General features: G+C 45.8%; 14 protein-coding genes. 3 read left to right on the top strand and 11 right to left on the bottom strand.

The window, feature by feature from the left end; all coding sequences use genetic code 11:
• Positions 1-91: 91 nt before the first annotated feature.
• Positions 92-2,041, bottom strand: a complete 1,950-nt coding sequence (locus C1S74_RS07810; protein ID WP_045400065.1) for a methyl-accepting chemotaxis protein — start codon at positions 2,039-2,041, stop codon at positions 92-94.
• A 211-nt stretch (positions 2,042-2,252) separates the two neighbouring features.
• Positions 2,253-3,149 (bottom strand): LysR substrate-binding domain-containing protein, encoded by an 897-nt coding sequence (locus C1S74_RS07815; RefSeq protein WP_045400061.1) that lies wholly within the window; start codon positions 3,147-3,149, stop codon positions 2,253-2,255.
• A gap of 106 nt (positions 3,150-3,255) precedes the next feature.
• Between C1S74_RS07815 and C1S74_RS07820 the strand changes: the two genes are divergently transcribed.
• Entirely contained in the window at positions 3,256-4,512 is a 1,257-nt protein-coding gene (locus tag C1S74_RS07820; protein WP_045400059.1) for a D-amino acid dehydrogenase, read from the top strand.
• Between the two features lie 307 nt (positions 4,513-4,819).
• Positions 4,820-6,367, top strand: coding sequence for an alanine/glycine:cation symporter family protein (locus tag C1S74_RS07825; RefSeq protein WP_045400056.1), 1,548 nt, complete (start codon positions 4,820-4,822; stop codon positions 6,365-6,367).
• Positions 6,368-6,495: 128 nt separating this feature from the next.
• Here the strand turns inward: C1S74_RS07825 and C1S74_RS07830 are convergent, their stop codons facing one another.
• The 5 genes from C1S74_RS07830 to guaB all read right to left on the bottom strand — a co-directional run bounded on the left by C1S74_RS07830 (position 6,496) and on the right by guaB (position 14,147).
• Positions 6,496-7,089, bottom strand: coding sequence for an acetate uptake transporter (locus C1S74_RS07830; protein ID WP_009705589.1), 594 nt, complete (start codon positions 7,087-7,089; stop codon positions 6,496-6,498).
• A gap of 179 nt (positions 7,090-7,268) precedes the next feature.
• A complete protein-coding gene (locus C1S74_RS07835; RefSeq protein ID WP_045400053.1) occupies positions 7,269-8,978 on the bottom strand; it encodes a glycoside hydrolase family 19 protein in 1,710 nt (569 codons plus the stop codon).
• A 200-nt stretch (positions 8,979-9,178) separates the two neighbouring features.
• Positions 9,179-10,702 (bottom strand): Na+/H+ antiporter NhaC family protein, encoded by a 1,524-nt coding sequence (locus C1S74_RS07840; protein WP_045400050.1) that lies wholly within the window; start codon positions 10,700-10,702, stop codon positions 9,179-9,181.
• 301 nt (positions 10,703-11,003) lie between these two features.
• The gene (gene guaA, locus C1S74_RS07845) at positions 11,004-12,557 is read right to left on the bottom strand and encodes a glutamine-hydrolyzing GMP synthase (protein WP_039977093.1); all 1,554 of its coding nucleotides are present in this window, start codon (positions 12,555-12,557) and stop codon (positions 11,004-11,006) included.
• Between the two features lie 126 nt (positions 12,558-12,683).
• Positions 12,684-14,147 (bottom strand): IMP dehydrogenase, encoded by a 1,464-nt coding sequence (guaB, locus tag C1S74_RS07850; protein ID WP_038869606.1) that lies wholly within the window; start codon positions 14,145-14,147, stop codon positions 12,684-12,686.
• A 233-nt stretch (positions 14,148-14,380) separates the two neighbouring features.
• On the opposite strand from guaB, the gene xseA reads away from it, so the two are divergent.
• Positions 14,381-15,712, top strand: a complete 1,332-nt coding sequence (gene xseA / locus C1S74_RS07855) for an exodeoxyribonuclease VII large subunit (protein ID WP_045400047.1) — start codon at positions 14,381-14,383, stop codon at positions 15,710-15,712.
• On the opposite strand, the gene C1S74_RS07860 is transcribed toward xseA, so the two are convergent.
• The 4 genes from C1S74_RS07860 to der all read right to left on the bottom strand — a co-directional run bounded on the left by C1S74_RS07860 (position 15,709) and on the right by der (position 19,749).
• On the bottom strand, positions 15,709-15,933 hold the full coding sequence (locus C1S74_RS07860) for a zinc ribbon domain-containing protein (RefSeq protein WP_045400044.1): 225 nt from the start codon (positions 15,931-15,933) through the stop codon (positions 15,709-15,711). The genes xseA and C1S74_RS07860 overlap by 4 nt on opposite strands.
• A 71-nt stretch (positions 15,934-16,004) precedes the next feature.
• On the bottom strand, positions 16,005-17,009 hold the full coding sequence (locus C1S74_RS07865) for a sensor domain-containing diguanylate cyclase (protein WP_045400042.1): 1,005 nt from the start codon (positions 17,007-17,009) through the stop codon (positions 16,005-16,007).
• A 296-nt stretch (positions 17,010-17,305) separates the two neighbouring features.
• A complete protein-coding gene (locus C1S74_RS07870) occupies positions 17,306-18,175 on the bottom strand; it encodes an alanyl-tRNA editing protein (RefSeq protein ID WP_045400040.1) in 870 nt (289 codons plus the stop codon).
• 77 nt (positions 18,176-18,252) lie between these two features.
• Entirely contained in the window at positions 18,253-19,749 is a 1,497-nt protein-coding gene (gene der, locus C1S74_RS07875; protein ID WP_038869600.1) for a ribosome biogenesis GTPase Der, read from the bottom strand.
• Positions 19,750-19,891: the final 142 nt, after the last annotated feature.

The following is a 19,891-nucleotide window of genomic DNA, read 5'->3' on the forward strand; positions in this document are numbered from 1 at the left end:
GAAGTATCATGTAATTAAGAAATTTGTTTTTATTAATTCTTGAACACGACTTAAAAGAAAAACCGCCTCAATTGAGACGGTTTAACCAGAATTAGACTTTAAAGTCGTCCACGATGTCTTTTAAGTTCACGGCGACACGAGCCAGCTCTCGGCTGGACGCAGAGGTTTCGTGTGCTCCTGAGACGTTCTGAGTTGCAAGATCTTGGATGGTCAAAAGGCTACTGTCTATGCCGCCTGACACCTTAGCTTGCTCTTCCGTGGCTTGGCTAACAGACGACGTTTGGCGATGAATTTGCTCCATGGTACCAACCACCGTTTCAATCATGGTGCCCGTTTCTTGCACTTGCTCCATCGTTTGTCCTGCCACTAACTTACAGTTATTGATGATAGCCTCGGTTTGCTCTGCCTGTTGATTAACCTTGTGCACCATTTCTTCAATTTGCTCAGTCGACACTTGCGTGCGCTGCGCTAAGTTGCGAACTTCTTCTGCTACCACCGCAAAACCACGTCCACTTTCACCAGCTCGGGCAGCTTCTATCGCGGCGTTCAAAGCAAGTAAATTGGTTTGGTCGGCAACACCACGAATCACATCAAGTAACGTGCTGATTTCACGAACTTGTTCTGCCAATTGCACAACGTTATTGTTGCCTTCGTCAACTTGTTCAACCAAACCTGAAACGGTATGTACCGTTTGGGTGATTCGTTGAAGCTCTTGCTGACAATCTTGGTTCGCGTCCGCGGCTGAAACAGACACCACACTTGCACTGCCCGCCACTTCACTGATGGATGACGTCATTTGATGAATGGCTGTGACGGCTTGCTGAAGTTCGTCATTTTGAACATGTAGGCTTTGTTCTGATTGCTCAGTCACTACGCTCAGTTCTTCAGACGTGGCGGCAAGTTGAGAGGAGGCATCACTGATGTCTTTGATCATCACCGTTAAATTGCTCGCCGTCGTGTTCAACGTCTGTTTTAAGCTGCCCTCTTCGGCTTGAGAAATATTCAATCGCAGATCGCCCTGAGCCAGCTGATTCATCAGTTCTTTCATCTCCTCAGGTTCGCCGCCCAAAGGTTTCATGACTGCACGAGTGACAACAAGTGCAACACCAACGCCTGCAATGACGGCTAGCAATAATACAATGCCATTCAATGTCATGAGTTCCTTGATAGGTTGCTCCGCTTCTGCCACATCTATCTCGGACAACAACGCCCAGCGGTGCCCATACATATCAATAGGAGAATAGGCTGACACGACCGGATTACCGTTGTAATCGATAATCGTCTCAACGCCAGATGTACCTGCCAATGCACGTTTTACTGCGTCACTGTCTACGCCATTGTTTTCCACCGTGCCCGCAAAAGAAGCTTGGATAGTTCGGCCGACAGGGTCAAGGAATGAGTCAGAACGCATTCTAAAGTCGGAGCCAACAAGGTACGTCTCTCCAGACTCCCCCATACCACTACGAAGGTTCATCAACTGATTAATACCATCAATCGACATCTGAGTAGCGACCATCCATTGCTCCCCCTCGACTTTTAGAGGAACGCCAAGGAAAGCGGCTGGGTCACCATTCGATGGCGCATAAGGGGCAAAGTCGACCGCCGCAAAATGCTTGCCCGCTCGAAGGGCACGGTAAACATCACCGAGACCTGAGTTTGAATAAGCCCCCGCGACCAAGTTGGTTTGATAATCAGCTTCTCGTGCGACGGTATAGATAACCTCACCCGCTTCATCGACAATGAAAATATCGTAGAAATCGAGTTCTCGATTTAAGTCCGTCAATAACCGATGAAAGTCATCGCTCAACAATTGGTCTATATTCATCGAAACCACCTGAGCAACCACTGAAGTATTGTTCTGATAGCGTTCGAACAATTCATCAAGACGCGCTTGTTTGGTATCTCGAAGCGCGACCAAACGCTCCTCATTCAAGGTGTTCAAACTTTTTGTAGAGGAATAAACGGAGACGAACAGAGCCACTAATACCGGAACGATACTCGTGAAAACCACCCAACCTTTGACTTGTGTACTGAACTTCATTAACGACTCCCTGCTCAGAAAAGAGATTGCTACTGCTCACGTCACTTTTGCAGCACGCAAAAAGATCAGTAAGCTAGCAATCACAACAGATATTTAACACACGCCGGATGGTATGAGCTTGGTTCCGCACAATCAAGGAAGTTACTGATACTTAAGTAGATTAAATGTATCAGGAAGTGAACAGCCAACAGCTTTAGTGAATAGGCTCGAATTATTGTTGAATTTGCCGCACCAGCCACTGTCGAAACCGTTCGGTTGGCTCGCTTTTTGTATTGATAATCAGATAGTAACCAGCATTGGCATCAACCGGTTCAAATGGCGAAACCAAACGACCAGATTCGAGTTCGTCTTCCACCAGCGCCATACGTGCCATTGCAATACCCACTCCTGCTTCTGCCGCGGACATCGACATATCCGTACGATTAAAGAAATGCCCAGAATCCGTTTTAAAATCCAACCCCATATTCGATGCCCAATAAAGCCACTCATAGTCGCGTGGAGCTCTATCCCACGGCATGGCATCGTGCAGTAACGTCGCGTCTCGCCACTGTGCAGGTGTCGCCGCCGGAGTTTTTAACCACCCATGTTCCTCAAGGTATTTTGAGCTCATTACAGGTAAAAGTTGCTCATCAAGAATCCGCTCCGCGCTCTTGTTTCGATAAGGATGGGGTCCATAGTCTATCGCAACGTCATAGTCTTTTAACTCGCTATTCACTAACGCGCCCTCTGCAAAAATCTGCACTTGGAGATCGGGATTATCTAGGTGGAAACTTTCTAGTCTTGGAACCAGCCATTTAAACGCAAAAGAAGGCGTCAGCTTGAGGCGAATTTCATTGTGGGGCTTTTCAGCTTGTAACTCTTCAACCATTTTCCCGAGTTCGGTGAAGTGAAATTGCGTGGATTGGGACAGCTGTAGCCCTTTGGGCGTCAGTCGAATCCCGCGCGAATGGCGTTCAAACAAAGTAAAGCCTAATTGCACTTCTAGCTGGATGATTTGCTGACTAATGGCGCCTGTCGTCAAGTGCAATGCCTTTGCTGCACTGGTAAAACTGCTGTGCCCCGCCACTTGGTTAAATAACCACAATCCACTAACGACGCTACTTTTCATCCTTGAGCCTATAGTTTTTCTAAACGCTGAATGTAATTTATATCGATTGTTAATAAAAGGTAAAGAAGACACACTGCGCAACATCGAAAATGTGTGGAGCGCATCAATGGAAGTCATCGTATTAGGCAGTGGAGTTATCGGTTTGACCTCAGCTTGGTACCTATCTCAAGCAGGTTATCAGGTCACCGTGATCGATCGTCAACCAAGCAGCGCGATGGAAACCAGCTTCGCCAATGCCGGACAAATCTCTTACGGTTACTCCTCTCCATGGGCAGCTCCGGGCATTCCACTCAAAGCCATAAAGTGGCTCACTGAAGAACACGCACCACTCAAAATAAAACCTTCTCTCAGTCCGGAGCTTATCCGCTGGGCTACGAAAATGGTGTCTAATTGCACCTTGTCTCGCTATCAGATTAACAAAGCAAGAATGCTATCCATTGCCAATCATAGCCGCGCTTGCTTAGAGCAGCTGCGCCGTGATCATGCGATTGAATACCAAGGACGCCAGTTAGGAACCTTGCAAGTATTTCGATCTCAACAGCAGCTAGACGCCATAGAAAAAGACCTTAATTTGTTAGAACAAAGCGGTACACGTTTTCAGCTAATGAATGTCGAGCACTGCATCAAACAAGAGCCTGGGTTGGCATTAGTAAAAGAAAAACTGGTCGGTGGGTTATACCTGCCCGATGACGAAACCGGGGATTGTTTCCAGTTCTGCCAACAGTTAACAGAGCTAGCGAAAGCCCATGGTGTCAGGTTTGAATTCAATACTGAGGTGAGTAATTGGGTTACTGTAGGCAAAAAGATCATGGGTGTCCAAACGGACCGTGGTTTGTTTAAAGCAGACCAGTTTGTCCTTGCCTCTGGCAGTTACTCTACAGCGTTACTCAAACAGCTTGAGATCGACATTCCTGTCTATCCCGTCAAAGGATATTCACTGACGGTTCCCATTGAATGTGAGCAATTTGCGCCGCGTTCTACGGTCATGGATGAAACCTATAAGGTAGCAATGACGCGTTTTGATGATCGTATTCGCGTCGCAGGAACCGCAGAGCTTGCTGGCTTTGATCCTTCGTTACCGCAAAAACGCAAAAATACGATTGAAATGGTGATTCGAGATCTGTTTCCGCAAAGCGCCGATTTTACTAAAGCCGAGTTTTGGAGTGGATTTCGCCCTATGACTCCCGATGGTACGCCCATTATCGGGACAACACCTTACGAGAATTTGTTTACGAACACAGGGCATGGCACGCTCGGTTGGACTATGGCTTGTGGCTCAGCTCAGATACTGACAGACGTCATCATGAACGCCGTTCCCAAAGTGACAAATCACTCAGAATTGAACCTGAGTCGTTACGCCTAAACACCTGCAAACCATTTCAAACAGTGCATTACTCTACAAGTTGAATGGCATTTGGAAGATATGACTTCCAACTCAAGCAGCACATTTTCATGACAATGTGCTGCATATTCAATCAATTCATTGTTATTTCCAATAAAAACCACACAGATACATAACAAGAACCAATTTTTAACAATATTTAACCATTCTGTGCCCACCATCACGCTACAAAGGATTTTTAGTTAAAAAGATTAACAATTGCATTACAAAAAAGGGTAATGTGTTGTACGAAAAACAACCACAACCATAACAAACAGGGAAAATACTCATGCAGTCATTAGTTGATTTTCTGAATGGAATTATCTGGAGTCCGGTACTGATTTATTTGTGCCTTGGCGCTGGTTTGTTCTACTCAATCATGACGCGCTTTGTGCAGATTCGTCACTTCTTTGAAATGTGGCGCTTGCTACTTAATGGTAAGAGTTCAACCAAGGGGATTTCATCATTTCAGGCTTTGGCCGTTTCACTATCTGGCCGTGTAGGTACAGGTAACATTGCAGGTGTTGCAGCCGCTATCGGCTTCGGTGGTCCAGGTGCAGTATTCTGGATGTGGGTTGTTGCCTTCTTTGGTGCAGCAACTGCATACGCAGAATCAACACTCGCACAGATTTATAAAGAGGAAGACGAAGGCGAATTCCGCGGCGGTCCAGCTTACTACATCGAAAAAGCAATGGGTCAGAAGTGGTACGCATGGATCTTCGCTATCGCAACCATATTTGCATGTGGTGTTCTACTTCCTGGCGTTCAATCGAACAGTATTGGTAACGCAGTAGAAGCAGCATTTGGCTCAGGTGACATGATTGAAACCGCTATTGGTACCTTCAGTTTCGCTAAAATTTTCACTGGTACGGTTGTCTGTGTCATTCTTGCCTTCATTATCTTTGGTGGCGTAAAACGCATCGCGAACTTCACGCAGATTGTGGTTCCTTTCATGGCGCTGGCTTACATCATCACAGCGTTCGTTATCATCCTACTTAACATCGGTGAAATCCCACGTATCGTTGGGATGATTCTTGGTGACGCATTCACGCCGATGGCTGGTATTGGTGCAGCGATTGGTTGGGGTGTAAAACGTGGTGTTTACTCTAACGAAGCAGGTCAAGGTACTGGCCCTCACGCAGCAGCTGCGGCAAGTGTTGATCACCCTGCCCAACAAGGTCTGGTTCAATCCTTCTCTATCTACATCGATACACTGCTCGTATGTTCTGCAACGGCGTTTATGATTCTGATCACGGGTGCATACAACGTACAAGGCGCAGTAGAAGGCTCATTCTTAGTGCAAAACCTACCTGCAGATATCGGTGCGAATGGCCCTGTATTTACGCAGATGGCGATTGAAAGCGCTCTACCAGGCGTTGGTAAACCATTCATCGCAGTTGCATTATTCTTCTTCGCTTTCACTACAATTCTGGCGTACTACTACATCGCAGAAACTAACATTGCCTATATTCGTCGTACGGTGAAGGTAAATGGCTTGATGTTCATTCTAAAGCTGGTGCTCATCTCTGCGGTATTCTACGGTACTGTAAAGACTGCAAATCTTGCGTGGGCAATGGGTGACGTGGGTGTAGGTCTGATGGCATGGCTAAATATTGTCGGTATTCTGATCATCTTCTTCATGTCTAAACCTGCACTAAAAGCGTTAGCCGATTACGAAGAGCAACAAAAACGCGGTGTGACTGAGTACACCTTCAACCCTGTTGCACTTGGTATTAAAGGTGCAGATTACTGGGAAGAGAAGTACAAGCGCAAAACAGGTAAAGCGCCAACCGCAGACAGTGATACAACAGAAACGGTAGAGCAACCATCTACCTAATGCTTGATTTGATCACCTCCCCTAACGGGTTGGCAGGTATATAAGAAAAAGCAGTGGTCCGAATAACGGACATTAAAAAAGGGTTAGCCAGTGGCTAACCCTTTTCTTTTGCATTCAATTCGGAGCGATTATGCAGCGATTTCTTGCGTAGCAACTTGAGGCTTTTGCTTTTCACCAACAGGAAGTACGGTACGGCCGTATTCGTTGTTTAGTACTTGAGCCATTGCAAAGTAGATTGCGCTCGCGCCACAGAAGATGCCTTCGAAGCCTGCGATAGTACCGATCAACTCGCTACCAGTGAAGTCACGTGCCGCTAGTAGGAAGAATAGGATAGTAAGAGAACCAAATACTACTTGCTTCGCTACTGGGTAGCATAGAGAACCAATGAACATGAAGCCAGTGAAGATGCCCCATAGTAGTAGGTACCAACCCATGAAGTGTGCTGGGCTTGCTGGAAGGCCCATGTAAGGCATTACGATTAGACCAACCAGTGTTAGCCAGAATAGACCGTAAGAAGTAAATGCAGTCGTACCGAACGTGTCACCACGCTTGAAGCACATCATGCCAACAAGTACTTGGCTTAGACCACCGTAAAAGATGCCCATAGCCAGAATCATAGAATCCATTGGGAAGAAACCTGCGTTGTGGATGTTTAGCAGGATGGTAGTCATACCAAAACCCATTAGACCTAGTGGCGCTGGGTTAGCCAGTTTTGTAGACATGTACATTACCTTTTCAAAAATGTTGATAAAAATTGCGCGCGAATTTTAATGGACTCAAAAACAAAAGAGAAAAGACGTTATTGAAAACTTAGATTGCACAAATAAGCAACCAAACGAATAAAAAAAGACCCTGCTAAAAAGCAGAGTCTTTATAGATGGTTAGACTATTTATTGTTCAATTACTGGCAAGAGATCTCATCCCAGAACCAATTGCTCTGTGTCGGTGATTCCCATACACCCGGTCCATTTTTCGCGATAAAGCATTTTCCTTGATAAGTCACTTTGTCGCCATTAGCCACTTGAGTCACACCTGGTTCCCACGCAATAAAGTCACCCGATACTGGTGGTTCAGTAACCGGAGGCTCTGTCACTGGCGGCTCGGTGACGGGTGGTTCTGTTACAGGAGGCTCAGTCGTTGGCGGTTCAGTCGCTGGTGGCTCTGTTGGCGTACCTGAGACCAATTTCCAAGGGTCACCTTTAGTAGGCTCATTACCTTGTGACCACCACTTCGCTTCATATACCGCCCCCTTGTAAGAGACTTGGTCGCCTGTGTTATAAACCTTTCCAGCATCCCATGCACCAACACCACCTACAGGTGGATCCACCGGATCGACAGGGTCTAATTTATCGACAACGCGAACTTCAGGCCAACCAGCATGAGATTGGTAGAAGTTAGTAACACACTTCTCGTAATCACCAGCCACTAGCGCTGAATACGCCGTTTGGAAGCCCACTAACTCACACTCAAACGAATGACCACCTGGGCGATCTGAGTAGTACTTCCAGTTGCCGTCCCAGTTGGTGTAGAGCACGTCGGTTGCACCATTGAGATTTAAGCTACCGTAAGGCGTTTGTTGCCAACAGGTATTGGTCTCATCGGCTTCGATAGGAATCTGATAGTGCGCCGCTAGACCTTCCCAGTAACGAATACGGTTAACTGGCTGACCTTTATCTTTGTTTTGCTCACCACATTCAATACCACCGTTGATGACGTTGATGGTGGTACCAAAGCCGTAACCAATGCCCGCGTCGATTTCACGTTGTGAAGGCACCCAAGTACGGTCAATCACGTGCAGCATTGCTGGTTTTGGCGCTTGAGGCGTGAGGAAGAACCAAATTGCTGAAGCTAAGTTCAACCATGAGTCAGCGACTAAGCCCGGATTTTTCAGTAATACTGATGCATCGCCATCAAACATCACTTCAGAGAACGCGCCGTAGTTAAAGTGGTAAGAAAGCTGTTTTGCACCACGACCGAAATACCCTTGACCTGGTTCACAAGGCCAACGCTTATTTTGCCAATCGTTCTGACCACAGCCTGTGGTGTAGCCTTCTTGACCTTCAGACCATCCCATTTCACGCACATGAACCAATGCTTGTTGCCACTCTTCAAGTGCAAGCGGGTTGTCAGATACGTTATCGACGGCAATATGACCACCGGTTTCCTGAGCAAAATGCGCGAATGCTGTCACGATGGATTTCTTACAAATCGCGTCTGAATCACGCCCGTCCGTGTACTCACCACAGAATGCTGGGAATTTACCGATCGCACGCAAGAAACGTGTGTACGTATATTCCGGTGCCGCCATCTGAGTAAGGAAGTTCCATTCGCTCTCAGGGAAGACACGTTCAACTCGCTTAACGTTGTCAGGGTTGCTTGCTGCTCCCGGAACAATCGCTTCAACAACCGTATTTGGACGAGTTTCTAACGCTTGTGCCCAGATGGCGTACATAGGGTCAGAGGTTTTGCTTTGCTCTACAGCTTGAATGTCGCCACGAGCAATAACGTAACCATTTGGATTTTGTGGATCAGGTTGGATATTCATGCTGGCATGAGCTTGTGCAGCAAGTACACAACCCAATGCGAGAGGCAGATGTTTGAGTGCAAACATGTCTAATCTCCGTATTTAACAATACAATATACAAGGAATAACTAGACACATAGTGGATCATGTAGAAAAAACGCCGAGTGAAGTGCATTCATTCTGCGACGCAACGTTTATAAATAAATACTGTTACACAGCGAGTATCACAAAAACTGTTACCTTGACTCAAAAGAAAACGGGGGATAATCCCCCGCTCTCATTTATTGCTATTGCTCTACTGTTGCTTGCTCTAACGTTGGTGAAGATTGCTGCTTAGAGAGCACCAAGTAAATGGCAAACTGCACGACTATTGCCACCAGCACAATCACAGGAGAAGCCATCACACCCGCAACAAGGAAGCTCGTCAGGGCGATAGCGCCGTTGAGTACCGCATAAGGCAACTGGGTTCTAAAGTGCTCATACTGCTCACAACCTGCCCCTGTAGAGGACAAGATGGTGGTTTCTGAAATCGGTGAGCAGTGGTCACCAAATAAGCCGCCAGATAGCACCGCACCGATACACACCAACAATGGTGCATCAATCGCCACTGCGGTTGGAATGACCAATGGCATCATGATGGCAAAAGTACCCCACGACGACCCCGTAGCAAAGGAAATAATACCCGCCAATAAAAACGCCACAGCAGGCAATAGCCAGTATGGGAAGCCAGCTTGTGCTTGCTCTGCAATATAGGCCGCAGCACCAAGCTCTTTACCGACAGAACTCAGTGACCAAGCCAGCACCAAGATCACCGCAACGGACATCATGTTCGACATCCCTTTTAGGTAAACCTGAATACCATCAGAGAGTTTTCTCACACCATAAAACGCCATCAGGCTGATCAAAGTAATCGCAGCAAAGAAATACGACGACGACAGTGCTGCACGGAAAGTTGAGCCTGCTACTTTCTGAAATGGAAAACCGTGAGGAACCAATATTGAACAAAGCACCACAAGCATAACGAGCAGCGGTGCCCAAACAAAACTTGTTTTTGCATTTTTATGCTCAAACACATTCAATGAATCTTGCACTTTTCCAAAATCAGAACCCTGCTCTGCAAGCTGCTCGGCTTTCGCCATTGGTCCAAAATCCAGTTTGAAGAAAGAGACAATCGGCACAATTGCGATCGCTAAAAAGGCATAAAACTGGTAAGGAATCGCGCCAATAAAGGCATCCCAATCACTGATACCCATATCCAGCGCATCAAACTCTTTTTGAATCAGGCTCATGATGTAAACGCCCCAACCAATGAAAGGGATGAGGATAGCCACAGGGGATGAAGTGGAATCAATAATAAACGCAAGCTTCTGGCGGGAGACTTTCAGTTTATCAAAAAGAGGACGAAAAACAGGGCCAACAATCAAAGGCGTACCAAGGTCAGAAAAGAAAATAACAACGCCTCCAAACCAAGCAGAAAGCTGCGCTTGGCATTTACTGGCAACCCATTGAGTGACCTTTTTAGCGAACGCCACGCCACCGCCAGATTTTTCCATCAAGGCCACAAAGCCACCAATAAAGACTAAGAGCAAAATGACGCCCGCATTGTAACTGTCAGTCAGTTGCGGTAACAGGTAACTTTTCATCAGTGCGCTAAACGAATCGAGCGGACCTTTATCGACGAATGTGCCTTCTAACATAGCCACACCACTAACAACGCCGGCAAAAAGACCGACAACAACGTTTCTTGTAGTTAGCGCGAGGACTAACGTAATAATGATGGGGATGAGGGAGGTAACTTCTGCCTGTTCCATAGCAATACCAACTTTAATATTTAAACACTAAAAATGAATATACATTCAACAATCTCGCATGTATATCTTTTCTAATAAAAAAGTTGAGACCTGCGTTCACACTTTTCAGGCATAAAAAAACCAGCCCGAAGGCTGGCTTTACTATTTTAATCTTTACGTCAAATACGAAAACTAATTCCCAAAATAGTTGGAGTTGCAACTAGGCGACAAGCCATTTCAGCCCTATGAGCATAGGTTTACTATGTGATTAGGGTGAAATGGAGAAGTCAACAACGTTGCTACTTCAAATATGAAGGGAATATTATTCCCATTCGATTGTCGCTGGTGGCTTACCAGAGATGTCGTAAACCACGCGAGAAATACCTTCAACTTCGTTGATGATACGGTTAGAAACCTTACCTAGGAAGTCGTATGGTAGGTGCGCCCAATGCGCAGTCATAAAGTCGATAGTTTCTACCGCACGTAGAGATACAACCCAATCGTACTTACGACCGTCGCCCATTACACCTACAGAACGAACTGGTAGGAATACCGTGAACGCTTGAGATACTTTGTTGTATAGGTCCGCAGCGTGTAACTCTTCAATGAAGATAGCGTCTGCACGACGTAGCAAGTCACAGTACTCTTTCTTGATTTCACCAAGAACACGAACGCCTAGACCAGGACCTGGGAATGGGTGGCGATAAAGCATGTTGTATGGAAGACCAAGCTCTAGGCCGATCTTACGAACTTCATCTTTGAACAGCTCACGAAGTGGCTCAACAAGACCCATTTCCATGTCATCTGGAAGACCACCCACATTGTGGTGTGATTTGATCACGTGCGCTTTACCAGTCTTAGATGCAGCAGATTCGATAACGTCTGGGTAAATCGTACCTTGAGCTAGCCATTTCGCGTTTTTCAGCTTCTTAGACTCTTCATCGAATACGTCTACGAATACGTGACCGATTGTCTTACGCTTCTCTTCAGGATCCGCTTTGCCTTCTAATGCATTTAGGAAACGCTCTTCTGCGTCAACTTTGATGATGTTCAGGCCGAACTTGTCGCCAAACATATCCATAACTTGTTGACCTTCGTTTAGACGAAGCAAACCGTTATCTACAAATACACACGTTAGCTTGTCACCGATTGCACGGTGAACCAGCATCGCTACTACAGATGAATCCACACCACCAGATAGACCTAGGATAACTTCGTCGTCACCCACTTGCTCTTTAATACGAGCAACCGCGTCTTCGATGATAGATTCAGAAGTCCATAGACGCTCACAGCCACATACGCCAAGAACGAAGTTCTCTAGCATTTGTAGGCCGCCTTTCGTGTGCGTTACTTCTGGGTGGAACTGAACGCCGTAGTATTTCTTCTCTTCATTCGCCATCGCAGCGTACGGACATGTGTCTGTCTCACCGACTTTCACGAAGTCAGCAGGAATTTCGACTACTTTGTCACCGTGGCTCATCCACACGTCTTGAGTTAGCTCAAGATCTTTAAACAGTGCAGATTCACCAGAAACTTTAACTTGTGCGTAGCCGAATTCACGTTCAGTAGAACCCGCTACTTTACCACCTAGCTGCTCAGCCATAGTTTGCATGCCGTAACATACACCTAGTACTGGCACACCAGAGTCAAATACGTATTGAGGAGCGCGTGGAGAGTTATCTTCCGTTACGCTTTCTGGACCACCAGATAGGATAATACCGTCTGGATTGAATTCACGAATATCCGCTTCTTCAACGTCCCAGCTCCACAGTTCACAGTAAACACCGATTTCACGTACACGGCGCGCTACTAGCTGAGTGTACTGAGAACCGAAGTCCAAGATCAGAATACGTTGGTCATGAATATTTTTAGTCATTTTGAGCAGTCTTATAAGCTAGGTTATTAAAACGGAGGCGAGTGTACTCGCCTCTTATTAATGCTTCAAGGAAAAAAGCAAACGTTTACGTCGAGTGTATAGGTTTTATTTTTACAACAGTAAAAATTAACCGCGACGGTAGTTTGGAGCTTCCTTAGTGATTTGAACGTCGTGTACGTGTGATTCAGCCATGCCCGCACCTGAGATACGAACAAATTCAGCTTTAGTACGCATATCTTCAATCGTTGCAGAGCCAGTAAGACCCATGCTTGAACGTAGACCACCCATTTGTTGGTGTACGATTTCTTTTAGACGACCTTTGTATGCGATACGACCTTCGATACCTTCTGGTACTAGCTTGTCTGCTGCATTGTCAGACTGGAAGTAACGGTCAGATGAACCTTGAGACATCGCACCAAGAGAGCCCATGCCACGGTAAGACTTATAAGAACGACCGTTGTAAAGAATCACTTCACCCGGTGCTTCTTCTGTACCTGCGAACATTGAACCAACCATCACACAAGATGCGCCAGCCACGATTGCTTTACAGATGTCACCAGAGAAACGGATACCGCCGTCAGCGATAACTGGAATGCCGAATGAATTCGCCACTTCTGCCGCGTCTGCGATTGCTGTTACTTGAGGAACACCAACACCCGTTACGATACGAGTTGTACAGATTGAACCAGGGCCGATACCAACTTTAACTGCGCTAACGCCCGCTTCGATAAGTGCCTTAGCACCAGCACCTGTCGCAACGTTACCACCGATGATGTCTAGATCTGGGTAAGCAGCACGAGTTTCGCGGATACGGTTTAGTACACCTTCAGAGTGACCGTGTGAAGAGTCGATAAGTAGAACGTCAACACCAGCTTCAACCAAAGCAGCAACACGCTCTTCGTTACCAGCGCCAGCACCAACAGCTGCGCCAACACGTAGGCGACCACGCTCATCTTTACATGCGTTTGGTTTACGTTCTGCTTTGTGGAAGTCTTTCGCAGTGATCATACCGGTTAGTTGGAAATCATCATTCACAACCAGTACTTTTTCAACGCGTGCTTCGTGCATCTTTTCTTGCACTTCTTCACGAGTTGCACCTTCTTTAACTGCTGCAAGGTTTTCTTTTGCTGTCATTACTGACGACACTTTCTTAGAAAGATCAGTAACAAAGCGCACATCACGACCAGTGATAATGCCTACAAGCTCGTTGTTCTCTGTGATGACAGGGAAACCAGCGAAGCCGTGTTTTTCAGTTAGAGCTACCACGTCAGCGATTGTCGCTTCAGGGTTTACCGTTACTGGGTCAGAAACGACACCAGCTTCGAACTTCTTAACTTTACGAACTTCAGCAGCTTGCTGCTCAATAGACATGTTTTTGTGGATAAAGCCAATGCCACCCTCTTGCGCTAGCGCGATAGCTAGACGAGCTTCAGTAACAGTGTCCATAGACGCTGAAATCATTGGGATGTTTAGGGTGATGTTCTTAGTCAACTGAGTGCGAAGATCAGCTGTGTTTGGGAGAACAGTGGAGTGAGCTGGCACGAGTAGTACGTCATCGAATGTCAGCGCTTCTTTGGCAATTCTTAGCATTTGCAATATCTCACAATTAGAGGAGTAGAAAGAACAATCCAATCTCATCGTTTCGCATAATGAGGGTAACCAGTTTTAGGTTGTTGGCTACATTTGGATTAGATATTGCGGAGGGATTATACGGTTAACGCAATCGCTTGACCACAAATTTTTTAATTTTTTTTCTTGCAATTACCCCCTTGCTATGTATTATATTGCCGCTAATTTCCATACTCACGTCTACGGAATTAGCTGTGCTCTCCCAGACCAATCAAAACATCTTCACTGTTTCTCGACTCAATGCGGAAGTCCGCCTGTTACTTGAAAACGAAATGGGGATAGTCTGGCTTGTCGGAGAGATATCCAACTTCTCAGCTCCTGTCTCTGGTCACTGGTACCTCACCCTTAAAGATTCTCGCGCTCAAGTTAAATGTGCCATGTTCCGTGGTAACAATCGTCGCGTCACTTTCAAACCTGCTAACGGCAATCAAGTATTAGTTAAAGCACGTCTGTCTCTGTATGAGCCACGTGGTGACTATCAATTGATCATCGAAAGTATGCAGCCAGAAGGCGATGGTCGTCTGCAACAAGAGTTTGAAGCACTTAAGATGAAGCTGGCGGCAGAAGGCTTGTTTGCTCAAACCAATAAGCAGCCCTTACCAGAACACCCAAAACGCGTTGGTGTGATTACCTCAAAAACCGGTGCTGCACTTTACGACATCTTAGACGTATTGAAACGCCGTGATCCTTCCCTACCCGTGGTAGTTTACCCAACCATGGTGCAAGGTGAAGAAGCGGCCATTCAAATTGCGCAGGCAATCGGCCGTGCAAACAGTCGTGACGAATGTGATGTATTGATTGTTGGTCGTGGCGGCGGCTCGTTAGAAGACCTTTGGTGCTTTAACAACGAAATTCTTGCTCGCACTATTGCTGCAAGCCAAATTCCGATCATCAGTGCAGTTGGTCATGAGGTTGACGTGACTATTGCCGACTTTGTAGCGGACATGCGAGCGCCGACTCCATCAGCGGCGGCTGAATTGGTAAGCCGCGATAACAGCCACAAAGATCAAGCTTTGGTGACTCGCCAACATAAGCTAGCCAGTGCAATGCGTTACTACCTAGCGCAACAAAAACAGCAATCGGCTCAACTGATGCACCGTTTAGAGCGCCAACATCCAAGCTATCAATTGCAACGCCAGACGCAACAACTTGATGAGTTGGAGATGCGCCTACAACGCGCGATGCAACGATTCATTACTACACGCCAACAAGCTGTTGAGCGTAAGCATCATCGCCTACAACTGAACTCACCAGTAAAGCGCTTGGCTGAGCAGAAGTCGAAGCTTGATCGAGTTGAGCAAAAATTGCTGGATGCGATGGACCGTAAGTTACTGACCATGCGCCATCAACTGGCAATCGCGGCAGAGAAGCTAGATACGGTAAGCCCACTGGCAACGCTAAAACGTGGCTACTCGATTACTCAAACTGAGCAAGGTCAGGTTGTTACCCAGGCGAAAGATGTAAAAATGGGCGACGTTTTAGTCACCCGCTTATCTGATGGTGAGCTTCGCTCAACCGTTAATTAACGGACTTTTTGAAACTCAAATCGAACACGTGATTTCGATTTGAGTTCATTACAACTATTGCAGAAATAGTTAGCCGCACCGCAAGCTTGCAGCTTTTCTAGTTCAGCATCGCAATCTGGACAAAATCCCACTTTCTTATAATCCGACTCACATTGATTACAGTGGTATTGACCTGTCCACTCCAGCTCAATATCGCATGTTGGGCAAATATTCGGTTGCATGGTTACCCCTAAAAACTTCTATTTACTGACTCACAGTCTAATCATACGGCAATCTTGTGCTTTGATCTTAATCACGCTCGTTTGGCACGCTTGTTTTGATACATTGCCACATCAGCTTGTTGAATAAGCTGCTCTAACACTGCGCGTTCACTCGCTAAACTGCAAGCCCAACCAATACTTGCCCTAACTGAATATTCTTCTAAATGACAGATTTGGTTGAGCTCCGCTTCTAAACGGATACCAAACTCTTGATAAGCGCGATCATCAGCAAAGCAGCTAAACCCAACAAACTCATCCCCTCCATATCTCCCTATCACTGAACATGAACGAAAGACCTGCTTTAAATGCTCAGCCACTAAAATAAGCACTTGGTCACCCGCTTCATGACCAAAACGATCGTTGATGTACTTAAATTCATCGATATCGACAAAAAAGCAACCGACAACGGCATTCCGGCCACATTCACCATTCACTTTGTGGTCAACCTCGGCCAATAAAGCTCGACGATTGAAACAGTGAGTTAATGAATCTCGACTAGCATGAAAGTGGAGCTGCTCTTCCAGGCGAAACTTCTCCAATGCAATCGCATACAAAGCCGCAAGCATTTCTAGTACTTCAATTTCATAAGGGTGCGGTGTTGATGGCTCAGTACTGTAGACCGCAAATGTACCAAGCACATGACCATCGGAAGCAATAATAGGGACAGACCAACAAGAATGCAGATTCGCTCGCTGAGTAAATTTAAGAAAAGCCGCCCAGTTAACATGATGATCAATATCACTCACTACAACGGTTTGCTTTAAAAATGCGGCAGCCCCACAAGAACCAATATCAGGTCCAATAGGAACTCCTTCAATCGCTTGGTTATAAAAATCAGGCAAATGCGGGGCAAATTCTAAATGAAGTGTGTTTGTATCTGGCTGTAATCGTAATATTGAAGCTTGCCTCTTTCCGAACAAATGTTCACTTAACTCAATCACTTCATGATTAAGTTTATCGCGACTCATCCCAAGAGCAAGCTTACCTAAAAGACGATTGACTGCTCGGTGAGCATCTAACAGTCTATCTTTATCCATCGTATTGCGTATTCACATTGTTATTATGTTTGTTAGCTAGGAATATAATAAATCTATTAATATTACACAGGTAGCTAACTCACATTATGCGCACGCGACACTATAAAAGATCACATACTGATCTTCGGATATTTCCCCTTTGATCAGCGATCACCCCTTAAAAGAATATTTATATAACCACATACCGAAAGCATAAGTTACATATGCTGTCTTTCAATTTTATTTGGCATTTAAAACCAAACCAAACTCTTAAAAACCAAAATTTAAGAATTTAATAAAAAGATCAAAATCCTAATTTAGCGTTTTACATCGGTGTGCATTTCAACTGTCTGTGCATCTACTTCCACTAGGGTGACTAGGATAGAACCAAAGTCATTCAAATGGCTCGCATGCGTTCCCCCACAAGGGATGACAGCGATTTCACCTTCACCCAAATCACACTGCCAATAACGTGAGTCCGTGAGGTGTTCCCCATGGCAATCGACAGTGATCGCAGCGTCTCTTTTTAACCAATCCCCCAACAGAACATTCACCTGTTGTTCGATACTTTTCAGGTCAGACAGCATATCTGCACTGTTTAAACCCCTTTTGCGGAGTGTTTTGCCTAAACGATACGTATCCAGACATTTGTCTTGGGTGACAAAACTGGTTTCTTGCGCATAGCTATTGAAATCGTAGTTACCATGCGGGTCTTTACGGTCAGCATCTTTACGCCAATAGTTCTGCGCCAGCACCTTATTGAGCGCAAGATATGCGATGTGTCCTGCGCTATGACCGCGACTTAGAGACAGTTGGTATTCTTTGTCTACTTCCAGCAACGCAATATCACCAGCATCAAACGTATCGGTGAATGGCAAGACATGCACTACAACAAACGCCCACCCTTCCGTATCACGTTTTACCGGAATAGCTTGGCCAATATATAACTCGCCGCTTGCTAGTTCTACAGCACCAACTTGGCAGTCAACCACTTCAAACTTCATTCCTTTTATAGTTAGTGTGCCTTTATCCGCTGGATGATCTGGCCAAATATGGCTGACTGGATGAAAAGGCGTGACATCAGTAACAACATGGGTAGCTTCTGATGTAGATTGAACAAATTGTACGTGCGCCTCTAACTGCCAAGTTTGATGACAGAAGCGAGTCTTGGTTGCTGTTATTGCCATGTGTTATTACTTCTTATAAAAGCTTCGAATAAAAAAATACCCAAGTCGAAACTTGGGTATTCAAAATTTGATATCAATTACTTGTTGCGATTTTTAACCGCAGACATCATACGTTTGCGCTTACGCTCTTGAGAAAGAGTCAGTTTCCCGCCACGGTTCTCATATGGGTTATCGCTGTTTTGGAAGTTAATACGGATTGGTGTACCCATGATTTCCAGCGACTTACGGAAGTAGTTCATCAAGTAACGTTTGTACGAATCAGGTAGATCGCGAACCATGTTACCGTGAACAACCACGATAGGTGGGTTGTAACCACCCGCGTGCGCGTACTTCAGTTTGATTCGACGGCCACGAACCATTGGTGGTTGGTGATCGTCTGTTGCCATCTTCATAATACGAGTCAGAACAGAAGTACCAACACGTGTCGTTGCCGACTTGTACGCTTCTTGAATCGACTCGAACAAGTGACCAACGCCTGTACCGTGCAATGCAGAGATAAAGTGAATACGAGCAAAGTCAACAAAGCCTAAACGGCGGTCGAGTTCTTTCTTCACGTTCTCTTTTACATCGTTATCCAGACCGTCCCACTTGTTTACTGCTAGTACGATTGAACGACCAGCATTCAGTGCGAAGCCAAGTAGGCTAAGATCTTGGTCAGAAATGTTTTCACGCGCGTCGATAACCAATAGAACCACGTTTGCATCTTCTACGGCTTTCAGCGTTTTAACAACAGAGAATTTTTCTACTGTTTCGTTGATACGACCACGACGACGTACGCCCGCAGTATCGATCAGCACATACTCACGACCATCACGTTCCATTGGAATGTAGATAGAGTCACGAGTGGTTCCTGGCATGTCGTATACCACTACACGTTCTTCACCAAGAATACGGTTAGTCAGCGTTGATTTACCTACGTTTGGACGACCAATAATTGCCAGTTTGATTGGCTGATCTTGCAAACGTTTGAACTCAGCTTCTGCGTCTTCTTCGGTGTAATCTTCGATCGCTAACTCTTCATCTTCGAATTCAGTCAGATCTTCGATCTCACCTTCTTCAGACTCACTTGCCAGTAGATCATCGAAAAATGGCGCTAATGCACGCTCTAGCAATGCCGTTACACCACGACCGTGTGCCGCAGCGATTTGGTACATATCGTCAACACCAAGCTGCCAGAAATCGGCACATGCGGCGTCAGCATCAATACCATCGATTTTGTTTACTACCAACATCGCTGGCTTTTCGATTTTACGCAGATGCGCAGCAATCGCTTCATCCGATGGCGTTAGTCCAGCACGACCGTCAACAAGGAACAGCACTACGTCAGCTTCATCAATAGCCGCTAACGATTGTTCTGCCATTTTTGTTTCTACGCCTTCTTCCGTACCATCAATACCACCGGTATCAATAACGATGAATTCGTGTTCCTCACCAAGGCGAGCTTGGCCATATTTACGGTCACGCGTTAGGCCAGGGAAGTCCGCAACCAACGCATCACGAGTACGAGTCAATCGGTTAAATAGCGTAGATTTACCTACGTTTGGACGCCCCACAAGAGCAACAACAGGTACCATAACAACCTCTACAATAATCTTTCTTCTGTAGTTATAGGTAACGACTTGCCTAATGCCAAATCAAACCAGCTTTTTACCTATAACCACGTCAGGAATAACTGTTAATAAATAATAATTTCAAACAACAAAACGGCCCCTAACT

It is taken from the genome of Vibrio hyugaensis, from assembly GCF_002906655.1.
Classification (GTDB): Bacteria; Pseudomonadota; Gammaproteobacteria; order Enterobacterales; family Vibrionaceae; genus Vibrio; species Vibrio hyugaensis.